8 protein-coding genes are annotated in these 13,149 nt (G+C 67.6%); 3 read left to right on the top strand and 5 right to left on the bottom strand.

Features of this window, described 5'->3' with window-relative positions; genetic code table 11:
• Window positions 1-5: 5 nt before the first annotated feature.
• Window positions 6-1,340, bottom strand: a complete 1,335-nt coding sequence (gene allB / locus DLM85_RS16990) for an allantoinase AllB (RefSeq protein WP_111479315.1) — start codon at window positions 1,338-1,340, stop codon at window positions 6-8.
• Between the two features lie 450 nt (window positions 1,341-1,790).
• On the opposite strand from allB, the gene DLM85_RS16985 reads away from it, so the two are divergent.
• A complete protein-coding gene (locus DLM85_RS16985; RefSeq protein WP_207891047.1) occupies window positions 1,791-3,197 on the top strand; it encodes a urate hydroxylase PuuD in 1,407 nt (468 codons plus the stop codon).
• Window positions 3,198-3,202: 5 nt separating this feature from the next.
• Here DLM85_RS16985 and DLM85_RS16980 read toward each other — a convergent pair whose 3' ends face one another.
• Entirely contained in the window at window positions 3,203-4,111 is a 909-nt protein-coding gene (locus DLM85_RS16980; RefSeq protein WP_111479314.1) for a hypothetical protein, read from the bottom strand.
• A gap of 97 nt (window positions 4,112-4,208) precedes the next feature.
• Entirely contained in the window at window positions 4,209-6,260 is a 2,052-nt protein-coding gene (locus DLM85_RS16975; RefSeq protein WP_111479313.1) for a beta-N-acetylhexosaminidase, read from the bottom strand.
• 168 nt (window positions 6,261-6,428) lie between these two features.
• On the opposite strand from DLM85_RS16975, the gene DLM85_RS16970 reads away from it, so the two are divergent.
• Together DLM85_RS16970 and DLM85_RS16965 are read left to right on the top strand one after the other, a co-directional pair.
• Window positions 6,429-8,246 carry a hypothetical protein gene (locus DLM85_RS16970; protein WP_111479312.1) on the top strand — a complete coding sequence of 606 codons (1,818 nt, stop codon included), beginning with the start codon at window positions 6,429-6,431 and terminating at the stop codon, window positions 8,244-8,246.
• A 10-nt stretch (window positions 8,247-8,256) separates the two neighbouring features.
• Complete coding sequence (locus DLM85_RS16965) at window positions 8,257-10,068, top strand: hypothetical protein (protein WP_111479311.1); 1,812 nt, start codon at window positions 8,257-8,259, stop codon at window positions 10,066-10,068.
• A 264-nt stretch (window positions 10,069-10,332) separates the two neighbouring features.
• Here the strand turns inward: DLM85_RS16965 and DLM85_RS16960 are convergent, their stop codons facing one another.
• On the bottom strand, window positions 10,333-11,688 hold the full coding sequence (locus DLM85_RS16960; protein ID WP_111479310.1) for a DUF58 domain-containing protein: 1,356 nt from the start codon (window positions 11,686-11,688) through the stop codon (window positions 10,333-10,335).
• Between the two features lie 170 nt (window positions 11,689-11,858).
• Window positions 11,859-12,902 (bottom strand): AAA family ATPase, encoded by a 1,044-nt coding sequence (locus DLM85_RS16955; protein ID WP_111479309.1) that lies wholly within the window; start codon window positions 12,900-12,902, stop codon window positions 11,859-11,861.
• Window positions 12,903-13,149: the final 247 nt, after the last annotated feature.

Here is a 13,149-nt window from a genome sequence, read left to right as displayed (position 1 = left end):
AGCGGCTAGCGGGTAAGAATCCGGCCCTGGTTGAGCCGTACAAAATCGGGCCGCTGATAAGCCAGCTCGCCGGCCAGGTAAGTCTGCTCCACCACGCCGCGCAGCGTCTCGCCCACGTAGGGCGACACTTTATGCCGATGGTGTAGTCCGGCTTCGGTCACGGTAAACGTCGCGTCGGCGTCGAGCACCAGCAGGTCGGCGTCGTAGCCCGCTTCGATGCGGCCCTTGCGCCCGGCCTGGCCGATGAGCTTCGCCGGATTTTCGCTCAGCCAGCGCACCAGGTCCGATAAAGTGGCGCCGCGCCGGTGGGCGGCCGTCCAGAGCGCGGGCAGGGCCAGCTGCAGCGAGGCAATGCCGCCCCAGGCGGTGGTAAAGTCGCCCGTGTCGATCTGCTTGAGCGCGGGCGGGGCGGGCGAGTGGTCGGTGGCCACGAAGTCGATGAGGCCGGCCTGCAGGGCCTGCCAGAGCTGCTCGTTGTTGGCCCGCTCGCGGATGGGCGGGGCGCACTTGTAGCGCGTCTGGCCGTCGGGCAGGTCCTCGGCGTTGAAAAACAGGTAATGCTGCCCGGTTTCCACCGTCAGCGGCAGGCCCTCGGCTTTGGCCGCCGCTATCTGGGCCAGCGAATCGGCGGAGGAGAGGTGCACGATGTGCGTGGGGCAGCCGGTGTCGCGGCACAGCCGGATCATCAGCGCCACGGCCTCGTCTTCCCAGTGTTTGGGGCGCGAGGCCAGGTAGTTCAGGTAGGAGCGCGGGTCGCCCTGCTTCCAGGCGTCGTTGTCTTCGCTCAGCTCGCAGTGCACCAGCAACGGCACCCCGTGCCGGGCCAGCCGGGGCATAACGGCGCGCAGGTCGGCTTCGGTGGCGTTGGGGAAGTCGTCGATGCCGGAGTGCGTGAGGAAGGCCTTGAAGCCGAGCACGCCGCGGGCCAGCAGCGGCTCCACCTCGGCCGCGTTGCCGGGCACGATGCCGCCCCAGAAGCCGCAGTTGACGTGCAATTTGCCGGCAGTAGCAGCCAGTTTCTGCTCGAAGTTGGCCACCGAGGTCGTTACCGGGCTGGAATTCAGTGGCATATCCACCAGCGTGGTCAGCCCGCCGGCCAGCGCGGCGCGGGTGCCCGTGTCGAAGCCCTCCCAGTCGGTGCGGCCGGGCTCGTTCAGGTGCACGTGCGGGTCGATGACGCCCGGCAGCACGGCCCGCTCTCCCACGTCGGCAAGGGGGCCGCCGACGGGCTCGTGTTCGGGCAGCACGGCGGCAATCCGGCCACCTTCGATGCGCAGCACGCCGGGCCGAATACCCGCCGGCGTGACAATTTTTTTACTTTTTATTGCGAAATCTGGCATGAAGGCAGGGATACTGTGCTACAAAATGAGAATATTTCAAACACGAAGCACTGCCACCCACCGGTTCTTCGCCCGGAAAAGTTGAAAATGAGCGTCGCGGCCAGCCAACGTGCTGACTGCTAGTTCATATGCTTCAGCCTTGATGACGGTGCCCGATCAGCAAGTCCGTGCTGTTCAAACGCTATCATCTTGAGCGCAGCCGAAGAACCTTCCTCGCACCCTGCACTGAAGGTTAAATCCTGGTGATGACGTTCTGACGAAAGGGCGTTGGTGGCTGCGCTTCTCGGTTGGTGCAGGGTGTGAGGAAGTTCCTTCGGCTACGCCTCAGGATGACAAACGCCCCATAACTTCCTGAATCGGTCCGCTTTGTTTCTCGCAGGTGCCGCTTTGGGCGCCCGATGTTTCTCTCAGTACCAGGTTCTGCCGCGTCAGGGCCAAGCTTACGCGTTTATGGTTTCCCTTCTCGTTTTGGTGGTTGTGCTGGCGGTGTTCCTGGTTATCATCGGCGTCAGTGCGTTTCTGCACCGGCTGGCCCGGGGCCACAGCCGTGGCGGCGCCCTCGGTGAGGGTGGCCTGACCATGCAGGGCTTCGCCTACGCCCTCACGGTGCTGGCCGTGCTTTTTCTGCTCGCCGTGGGCTACAACTTCGCCGCCGGCTCGGCCTACGAGGGTCACCTGATGGAATGGCTCAACATCGTGGTGCGGCTGATGCACGTGACCTTCGGCATTGCCTGGATCGGGGCCTCGTTCTACTTCGTGTTCCTCGAAAACGCCCTGAACCGCACCGACAACGTGCGCGAGGAGTTGGCCGGCAACCTCTGGGCGGTGCACGGCGGCGGCTTCTACTACCTGGAGAAGTACAAGCTCGCGCCCAAGGAAATACCCAAGGCCCTGCACTGGTTTAAGTACGAGGCCTACTTCACCTGGCTGACCGGTTTCAGCCTGCTGTGCGTGGTGTACTATTTCAACCCCTCGGCCATGCTCATCGACCCGCAGGTGCTCGATATCAGCCCGCTGGCCGGGGTGGGCATCGGCATCGGCTCCTTCGGGGTGGCCTGGGTGACGTACCACCTGCTTTGCCGCACGCCGCTGGTCAAAAACGGCCCGCTGATGGCCGTGCTGGGCTTGCTGATCTGCACCGCCTTTGCCTGGTTCTACTGCCAGGTGTTCAGCGCCCGGGCCGCTTACCTCCATTTCGGGGCCATGCTCGGCACGCTGATGGTCGGCAACGTGTTTTTCATCATCATTCCGGCCCAGAAGGCCATGGTGAAGGCCGCCACCGAGGGCCTGCCGCTGAACCCCGAGCTGGGCAAGCACGCCGGGCTGCGTTCCTTGCACAACAACTACTTCACCCTGCCGGTGCTCTTCGTGATGGTCAGCAACCACTTCCCGAGCACCTTCGGCCACAGCTACCCCTGGCTGGTGCTGGCCGCCATTGCCCTGGGCACGGCCGGCATCAAGCACTGGCTGAACCTGCGCGAGAAGCACCAGGCCACCGGCATCGTCTTCCCGCTGGCGGCCGGGCTACTGCTGGCCGTGGCCTTCGTGACGGCGCCCAAAACCGACGCCGGAGCGGCGGTCAACTGTACGCCCAACGTATCGATGGCGCAGGTGCAGGGCATCGTGCAGCAGCGCTGCCTCCGCTGCCACTCCGCCACGCCCACCGACGACGTGTTCAAGTCGCCGCCGAACGGGGTGGTCTACGACTCGCCCACGGACATCATCCGCCTCAAGGACAAGATCATGCAGCGCGTGGTCGTCACCAAGACCATGCCCCAGAACAACAAAACCGGCATGACCCAGGAGGAGCGGAACTTGATTCGCTGCTGGATCGAGCAGGGCGCCAAGGCCGAGTAAGCCGGCTAGCGGCGGCGCACCAGGGTGTAGTGCAGGCGGGCGGGCTGCAGGTTGATGTGCTCCGCGTCGGGGCGCACGGCGTAGAGGCGCAGGGTGTCGCGGCTGAGGCGGTAGGCCAGGGTGCGCTGCTGGGCGGAGTAGGGGTTGAACAGCAGCGTGTTCAGGTTGCTTTCGGGCCCGATGAAGTCGATGCTGACGTCGTAGGAATGAAAGGGCGGCAGGCCCGTCACGCGGCCGTCGGCGGCCAGCTGCACCTGCACGGGGCGGCCCACCGAGTCGCGGCCGGCGTACTGGCCGGCCAGCACCGCCTGCCGCACGGCGCGCTCCAGGCCCTGGTTCAGGGCGGGCTCGGCGGGCGAGTTGGTCGGGCGGAAGCGGATGCGGCGGTAGGGCACCGACTGGCGCAGGCGGTTTTGCAGGTCGTACTTATCGAGGCGCAGCACGGTGTCGCCGGCTTGCAGACCGTAGCTCAGCTCGTAGCGGCTGCCCTCGTCGTTGTAGTCGATGTAGCTGACGGGCAGCGACTGGGCGCGGCGGCCGGGGCGCAGGTACACCTGCAGCGCGCCGCCCTCGTGGTTGTTCAGGATGGCGTCGAAGGCCACGCTGTCGGCGCGGGGGCGGCTCACGTCGATGGCAAAGGCGGTGATGTCGGCTGCGGCGGGCGTGCGGGCCACGGCCTGGGGCGAGCGGGTGCGCGTCAGCGCGTCGAGGTAGGCGGCTTTCACCCACACCCCGTTGATGAGCGGGCTAACCTGCCGGGCCAGCTTGGCCGGCGCTACCGCGGGCGCCGGAGTAGCAGCTGCCGCGGTATCGGCGGAAGCTTCGGTGGTGGGGTTACGCTCGGAATCGGGCTGGCCGGTCTGGCAGGCGGCCAGGCCCGCGAGGGCCGCCAGGGCAACAAAGGAAAGGCGCATAGCAGGGGAAGGGTAGGCACGTCGGCCGCCGCAAGCTACGGCCGGCGCGGGGTTTCCGTTCGATAACCCGCCCGATTGGCCTTGGCAGCGGCAGTTCTTACGGCTGCGCCCACAGCAGCTTGTCCAGCCTGGTGGCCAGGGCCAGCTCGGCCTGCCCGGCAGGCTTTTTCGCCGTTTCCAGCTGCTGTTGCGCCGCCGTCAGCCACTCCGCCGCGGCCGGCTGGCCCTTTTCCAGCTGCTCCAGCCGCTGCAGCAGCAGGGCCGAAACCACCGTGAGCTGGGCGGAAAGCGGGGCGTACTCGCGCAGGTCGGCGTTGAGCTGCAGGGTGGGCTGCACGCGGGCGTCGTTCTGCTGCCAGGTTTTCAGCCGCTGGCGCAGGTAGGCCAGCTGCCGCCGCGTGGCGGGCGTGCGGGGCAGCTCGGTGAGCTTGGCCCGCGGCGCCTTCAGCAAGGAATCCAGCGTGGCGTGAAACACCCGCGCCACCTCCGATTCCGACGGCGCGGCGTCGACGAGGCGGTTCAGGGGCGTTTGCGGGGTGTAGGTGCGGCCCTGGAAGTGGCGCTTGTATTCCTTCACCGGCTCCAGCACGGCGGCCAGCGTCTGCAGCGGCTCCACCGGCTGGCCGGCGGCCATCATGGTCAGGAGCTGCTGCGGGGCGCGGCGGTGCTGCAGGCCCAGGGTTTCCAGCTGGGCGGCCACCACCTGCAGGCGGCGGTACATATCGGGTACGTCCGTCACGGTGCCCGGCGACCAAAGCCGCTCGGCCACGGCGGCGGCCCGGGGCCAGATGCGCGCGTCGAGGACCACGGAATCGGCGTACTCGGCCCACATGGCCGCCTCGCCGCCGAGCACGCGCTGCTTTTCCTCGGCCGTGAGCGGGGCGTCGGCGGGCACCGGGTCGGGGGCGTAGTGCGAGGCGGCGGTCAGGTTCAGGTCGAGGTAGTAGCCGCTGGAAAGCAGGGCCTGGTGGCCGGCCTTCACGGCGGCGTAGAGCGACTTTTTGCCCTGCCAGCTCTGGATAACGGCGTCGGGCGGCAGGCCGGGTCCCAGGATTTCGTCCCAGCCCACCATCTTTTTCTGGTACTTGGTGAGCATGGCCAGCACGCGGCGGTTGAACTGCGTCTGCAGCGCGTGCTTGTCCACCGTGCCGTCGCGCTTCACCATGCCGCCTGCGCGCATGTACTGGGCAATGCGCGGGTTGCGCCGCCACTGCCGCCCGTCGTTTTCGTCGCCGCCGGCGTGGAAGTACGGGTCCGGAAACAGCGGCGTCAGCTCGGCCAGCAGCGAATCGAGGAAGCTGTAGGTGGTTTCCCGGGTCGGGTCGAGGGCAATGTGGCCGAGGCGCCAGCTCTGGTAGGGCGGGTAGATGGTATCGAGCGAAGCCAGGCGCGGGTAGGCCACCTGCCAGGCCGTGGTGTGGCCGGGCATGTCGAACTCGGGCACCACGCGGATGCCCCGGGCAGCGGCGTAGGCCAGCACGTCCTTGATCTGAGCGGCCGTGTAGAAGCCGGGCGTGGTGTTGCCGGCCCGGTGCAGGCGCGGAAACACCTTGCTTTCCACCCGAAACGCTTGGTCGTCGGAGAGGTGCCAGTGGAGCACGTTCAGCTTCACCGCCGCCATGCCGTCGAGGTTGCGCTTGATGACGGCCACGGGCATGAAGTGCCGGGCCGCGTCGATGAGCAGGCCGCGCCACACGAAGCGCGGCTGGTCCCGAATTTCCACTTCGGGCAGGACGGAAAGCTTGTCCTGGCGCTGGGGCAATTGCTCCAGCGTGGCCAGGGCGCGCAGCACGCCCAGGGAGGTGGGCGCATCGATGGTGACGCCCGCCGGCGTCACGCGCAGGCTGTACTGCTCGCTGTCGAAAGCCTCCGGGCTGCCCAGCCGGCCGTAGTTGATCTGCAGCGGCCGGCCCGTCGCCGTCCGCGCCCGCGCCGACGGGATGAGGCGCGCAAGGGTACGCTCCACGGCCGCCTGCACGGCCGGGCTGGCCGGCCCCGTAAGCTGCGGGCGCAGCGGCAGGGGGCAGGATTTCTGGCCCCACCTGACCTCCGCGGGCACGGGTATCAGCTGGCGGGTATCGGGGCGGGTGGCAGGCTGGGCAAGGGCCGCCAGCGGCAGCACCAGCAGCAGGAAAAGCAAACGAAGCATGGGGCGAGTTTACGGGGAATCCGCCCAGTCGACGCAAATTCTTTGCCGGGCCCCGCCACGGGCGGGAGCCGCCACGGGCCGGCCCCGCCGATTTTCAACCCGGCCCGCGGCGGCTGGCGGATTTTGGAATAATTTGCCGGGCCATTCGACCGGCTTATCCTTTTGCTGATGCCCCTGCGCAAGTCTCTTTCCTTCTGGACGCTGCTGTTCTGCGCGGCCTTCGTGCTGCTGACCTCGTTCGTGTACTATCCCAAGTGGAGCAAGCCGCAAACCGAAGCCCTCATCAGCTGGGACGCCTCGGGCTACTACATGTACCTGCCGGCTGCCTTTATCTACCAGGATCTGAAGCAGGTAGCCTTCCTGCCCGACGTCACCCAGAAGTACAACCCCGACCCCGGCCAGAACCAGGCCTACCGCGACTCCCTCAGCGGCAACCGGGTGATGAAGTACCCGCTGGGCCTGGCCCTGCAAAGCCTGCCCTTTTTCGCCGCCGGCCACTTGGCCGCTAAGGCCCTGGGCTACCCCGCCGACGGCTTTTCGGCGCCCTACCAGCTGAGCCTGCAGCTGGGCTGCGAGCTGGTGGCGGTGCTGGGCCTGCTGCTGACGTGGCTGGCCCTGCGCCGCCGCTTCAGCGAAGGCGCCACGGCCCTCACCCTGGTCGTGCTCACCCTGGGCACCAACTACCTGAACTACGCCGCCATCGACGCGGCCATGACGCACAGCTGGCTGTTCACGCTCTACGCGGCGCTGCTGCTGCTCACGCCCGCCTTTTACGCTCGACCCACTCTGGCCAAGGCCCTGGGCATCGGTGCCCTGGTGGGCCTGATGGCCCTCACGCGCCCCACCGACATCCTGGCCGCCATCCTGCCCATTCTCTGGGGCCTGCGCCCGAGCTGGCCGAGCCTGCAGGCCCGGCTGGGCTTCTGGCAGCAGCACTGGCCGAAGCTGGTGGCGGCCGTGCTGGCCGTGGCCGCCGTGGGCAGCCTGCAGCTGTTCTACTGGCACCACGTGACCGGCCGCTGGCTGGTGTACAGCTACGAAGACCAGGGCTTCAGCTGGCTGCACCCGCACCTGTGGGACGGCATCTTTAGCTTCCGCAGCGGCTGGCTGATTTATTCCCCGCTGCTGATTACGCCGCTGCTGGGCTTCTGGCCATTGTACCGCCGCCGGCCCGAGGCCTTCTGGGCTATGCTGGCCTACACCGGGCTCTTTATCTACGTCACCTTCGCCTGGGACATCTGGTGGTACGGCGGCTCGCTGGGGGCCCGCGCCCTGGTGCAGGGCTACGCCGTGCTGGCCTGGCCGCTGGCCGCGGCGCTGGAGTGGGTGCTGGCCCGCCGCAGCTGGACGGTGGCCTACGCCGCCTTTCTGCTGGCGGGCATCTATTACAACCTCTGGCTCACCCACCAGGCCCACGGCGGCAGCAGCCTGCTGGCCGCCGGTGAGATGAACCGGCCGTACTTCACCGCCATTGTGGGGCGCAACGCCGTGCCCGTGGCCACGCGCTGGCTGCTCGACAACGGCGAGCAGCGCGTCGACGACTCGCGCCGCAAAAACGTGCGCGAGCTGTGGCACACCGATTTTGAGCAGGACACCACCGCCGGCTGCGGCCGCCCCGCCCTGCAGGGCCGCTGCTCCCTGCTGCTCGACAAAGACCACCAGAACAGCCCCGAGTACCGCATCAGCGCCACCCCGGCCGACGTGAAGTGGGTGCGCGTGCGCGCCCGGGCCCGCTGCGTGCAGAAGGAGTGGGACACCTGGAAAATGACCCAGCTCGTGGTCAGCTACCGCCGCGGCGACGAGCGGGTGAAGGAGGGCATCATCCGCCTGCAGCGGGTGGTCGACCAAGACTGGCCCAGCGAGGTGTACCTCGACCTGCAGGCCCCCGCCGAAGCCTTCGACAACGTGCGCGTGGCCCTTTGGAATGCCGACGGCCCCCAGCCCATCCTCATCGATGAGCTGCGCGTGGAAGCCTTCGAGGAATAACCGCCCTGCCATGCCGCCGCTGCGTAAGTCCCCGTCGTTCTGGGCGCTGGTGCTCAGCGTTGCCTTCCTGCTCAACACGGCCTTTTTTCCGCCCTGGCCGCGGGCCGTGCTGCCCGATTCGCTGACCTGGGACGCCTCGGGCTACTATATGTACCTGCCGGCCGCCTTCATCTACCAGGACTTGAAGCAGGTGGCCTTTCTGCCGGAAATAACCCGCAAATACAGCCCCGACCCCTACCAGAACCAGGTGTTCCGCGACTCGCTCAGCGGCCACCAGGTGATGAAATACTCGATGGGCCTGGCCGTGCAGAGCCTGCCCTTTTTCGCCGCCGGGCACCTCGCCGCTAAGGCCCTGGGCTACCCCCCGGACGGCTTTTCGCGCCCCTATCAGGCGGCCATTATGATCGGGGGCGAGCTGGTGGCGGTGCTGGGCCTGCTGCTGACGTGGCGGGCCCTGCGCCGCCGCTTCGGCGAGTGGCCCACGGCCCTTACGCTCGTCGTCATCGTGCTGGGCACCAACTACCTGAACTACGCCGCCTTTGCCCCCGGCATGACGCACAGCTGGCTGTTCACGCTCTACGCGGCGCTGCTGCTGCTCACGCCCGCCTTTTACGCCCGACCCAGTGCGGCCAAGGCCCTGGGCATCGGCGTCGTCTGCGGGCTGATGGCCCTGACGCGCCCGACGGAAATCCTGGCGGTGCTGCTGCCGCTGCTGTGGGGCCTGCGCCCGGCGCGGGCGGCCCTGGCTGAGCGGCTGGGCTTCTGGCGGCAGCACTGGCCGAAGCTCGTGGTGGCCGCGCTGGCCGTGGCCGCCGTCGGCAGCCTGCAGCTGTTCTACTGGCACCACGTAACCGGCCGCTGGCTGGTGTACAGCTACCAGGACCAGGGCTTCGACTGGCTGCACCCGAGCATTCGGGAGGGGCTGCTGAGCTACCGCAGCGGCTGGCTGATTTACTCCCCGCTGATGCTGACGGCGGTGCTCGGCTTCGGGGCGCTGCGGCGGCGCCGGCCCGGGGCTTTCTGGCCCATGCTGGTGTTTATGGTGCTTTTCATCTACGTCACCTTCGCCTGGAACGTGGCCTACGGCGGCCTCGGGGCCCGCGCCATGATTCAGAGCTACGCCGTGCTGGCCTGGCCGATGGCGGCGGGCCTGGGCTGGGTGCTGGCGCGGCGCTGGCGCACGGCGGCCTACTCGGTTTTTCTGCTTTTGGGCATCTACTTCAACTTCTGGCTGACCTACGAAAGCTACGCCGGCAACCACCTCGTGGAGCCGGGCGGGCTGAGCTGGCAGTACCTGCGCCGGGCCGTAGGCCGCAGCGCCGTGTCGCCCGATACGCGCTGGCTGCTCGATAACGGCGACCAGGTGCTCGACGACACGGAGCGCCGGAACGTGCGCGAGCTGTGGCGCAACGACTTCGAGCAGGACACCACCGCCGGCTGCGGCCGCCCCGCCCTGCAGGGCCGCTGCTCCCTGCCGCTCGATGCCGAACACCCGCGCAGCGCCGTGTACCGCGTGCCCCTGAACCCGGCTGAGGTGCAGTGGGTGCGCGTGAAGGCCCGGGCCCAGGTCAGCGGCCCGCGCGGCTATACCGACAAGATGGACCGCCTGATCGTGCGCTACTGCCGCGGCGAAGAGGTGCTCAAGCAGAAGGACATTCGCCTGCAACGGGCGCTGGAAGAAGGCTGGCCCCGCGAAATCTACCTCGACCTGCACGCCCCCCGCGGCGAGGACTACGACAACGTCACCTTCCACTTTGAGCACTTCGGCAGCGGCCAGCGCCTGCTGCTCGACGAAGCGCGCGTGGAGGCGTTTGAGAAATGAGCCCAAGGCACCACAACCGGCCGCCGGCAGTACTGGCCGTCCTTGCGAGCAAAGCGTGGCAAGGCGTGGCAAGGCGTAGCCAATCGGTGCGGGCCAACGTGCTGACCCCAACACCAACATGAGCACCGCCCGAAACCGGTAACTCCGGTTTCGGGCGGGGTCGTTTTCGGTTGCTGCCAGCTGTAGCGGCGGTGCGACTGGAGAAAGGGTTGGCTACGCCTTCCTGCGGCTGCTTCGTCCTCGCAATGACCGCGGGGTGAGCCGTCAGATCAGCCCGCGGGCCTTGAATTCCAGGTAGCGGTTGATGGTGTTGGCCGTCAGGTTTTGCGGCGCGGTGAGCAGGGCCTGGATGCCGTAGCGCTGCAGCTCCAGCACCATGCGGCGCTTGTCCTGGCTGAACTTGTCGGCCACGGTCTGCTCGTACAGCTCCTCGGTGGTTTCGGCGGGCTTGTCGAGCACCTGCTGCAGCTCGGTGTTTTCGAAGAACACGACCAGCAGCAGGTGGCGGGCGGCCAGGCGACGCAGGTAGGGCAGCTGGCGCTGCAGGCCGTGCAGGCTCTCGAAGTTGGTGAAGAGCACCAGCAGGCTGCGCTGCTTGATCTGGCGCTGCACCAGCGCCGCCAGCCGCTCGTAATCCGATTCCAGAAAGCGCGTCTGCTGGCGGTAGAGCACTTCGAGCAGGCGCGGCAGCTGTCCGCGGCGGCGGTCGGCGGCCACCACGTCGCCGGGCTCGTGGGCGAAGGTGATGAGGCCGGCCCGGTCGTGCTTGATCAGGGCGATGTTGCTGAGCACCAGCGCGGCGTTGATGGCGTAGTCGAGCAGGGCCAGGCCGGCGAAGGGCATGCGCATCACCCGGCCCTTGTCGATGACGCAGTACACTTGCTGGGCCCGCTCGTCCTCGAAGTGGTTCACGAGCAGCGCCTCGCCCTGGCCGGGGCGGCGGGCAGTGGCCTTCCAGTTGATGCGGCGCGGGTCGTCGCCGAGGGCGTAGGGACGGATGTGGTCGAATTCCAGGCTCTGCCCGATGCGGCGGATGCGCTTCACGCCCACCTCCGTCAGCCGGTTCGACACGGCCAGCAGCTCGTAGCGCCGCATCTGCAGAAACGAGGGGTACACGGCCACTGTCTGGTCCTGCTCGCCGAAGCGGTAGCGGCGCTGCACCAGCCCCAGCGGCGAGCGAACCAGCACGTTGGTTTGCCCGAACACGTACTCGCCGCGGCGCGTGGGGCGCAGCTGGTAGTGCAGCGTGGTGGTGTGCCCGGCGCCCAGCCGCACCGGAAACAGCAGGTCGCGGCGCTGAAACTGCACCGGCACGTCGTCGACTACGTCCAGCCGGGCCGGGAAGGGGTAGCGGTTTTCAAGCACCACCTGGATGTCGTTGTCGTCGCCGTTGGAGAGGCGCTGGCCCAGCAGGCGGCGCGCAAACACCCCGCCGCCCCGGCCCAGCCCGAACAGCAGCCCGGCATCGAGCAGGGTGAGCAGGGCCAGCAGCAGCGTGAGCACCTGCGCCGGCCCCAGCAGCACCGGCCAGAAGTGCGCCACTGCCAGCAGCACGACCACGGCCGCCAGCGCCACAAACAGGCGCGGCGGCAGCAGCAGGGCGCGGAAGAATTCTTTCATAGAGGTGACACGTAACACGTGACAGGTAACAGGTGCGTGGGTAGGTGAGGGGGGAACATGCTACAGGATAGTGGATTCATAACAGGGCCAGGAGCAAGCTTAGCACGCGTTACCTGTCACTCGTCACCCCCCAAAACCTGTCACGTGTTACCTGTCACCTGTTACCCAAATTACCGCGGCACTTCCACTTGCTGCAGCAGCTGGCGCACGATGTCGTCGGGACCGAGGCCTTCCAGCTCGCGCTCCGGGGTGAGCTGAATGCGGTGGCGCAGCACCGGCGGGGCCAGATGCTGCACGTCCTCGGGCGTCACGAAGTCGCGGCCGCGCAGGGCGGCCAGGGCCTTGGCACCGTTCAGCAGCGCTATTGAAGCCCGCGGCGAGGCCCCCAGATACAGCGACTTGTGCGTGCGCGTCAGGCCGACGAGCTTGGCCACGTACTCGAACAGGCGCGGCTCGACGTGCTGCTTTTGCACCTGGGCGCGCAGCTCGGCCAGTTGCGCGGCGGCCAGCACCGGCTTCACGTCTTCCAGCGGCAAGCCGCCGGGGCCGCTGTGGTGGCCCTGCAGGATGAGCACTTCCTCTTCCTGGGTGGGGTAGGGCACCAGCACTTTGAAGAGGAACCGGTCCAGCTGGGCTTCGGGCAGGCGGTAGGTGCCTTCCTGCTCGATGGGGTTCTGCGTCGCCAGCACCAGGAAGGGCGCCTCCAGCTGGTGCGTCACGCCGTCGTAGGTCACGTGGCGCTCCTCCATCACCTCAAACAGCGCCGACTGCGTCTTGGCCGGGGCGCGGTTGATTTCGTCGATGAGCACGATGTTGGAGAAGATGGGGCCCTGCCGGAACTCGAAGCTGCCGCGGGCGGGCACGTACACCGAGGTGCCGAGCACGTCGGAGGGCATCAGGTCGGGGGTGAACTGGATGCGGCTGAACGGCACGGCCAGCGTACGGGCCAGCAGCTTGGCCGTGAGCGTTTTGGCCACGCCGGGCACGCCTTCGAGCAGCACGTGGCCGTCGGCCAGCAGGGCCACCAGCAGCAGCTCCATCAAATCGTGCTGGCCCACGAGCACGCGGCCCACCTCGCGGCGCACCGCGTCGGTGGTGCCGGCCAGCTGGCTCAGGTCGGTGCGCTGGCCGAGGCCGAGGGTATCCGGGGTTGCCGGGGCGGCGGGTTGGGGTTGCGGAGCGGTATCGGGGGTGTGGTCGGGAGTCGGTTCCATGTGAAAAAGCGGGGCCTGCGGCAGTAGAAAGCGTCGGGCTATTCAGGCGAAAGAAAGAGAATTCAGTAAAGATGATCAGGCAAGTACGCGGGGCGTTGCTGGGCGAGCAGGCAAGCTGGCAGGTGAGTGTGGTCAATGCCAGCGCAATTCCGAAGGCCTGTTTGAGGTGAACAAGGTCGCTTTAGGTGCCGGCGCCGGACGAATCGACCACAAAATCCGCGAACCGAAGGAAGGCGTAGCCAAAGCC

Source organism: Hymenobacter edaphi, assembly GCF_003258365.1.
GTDB classification, from domain to species: Bacteria; Bacteroidota; Bacteroidia; order Cytophagales; family Hymenobacteraceae; genus Solirubrum; species Solirubrum edaphi.
This window is presented reverse-complemented; position numbering and strand designations above follow the sequence as displayed.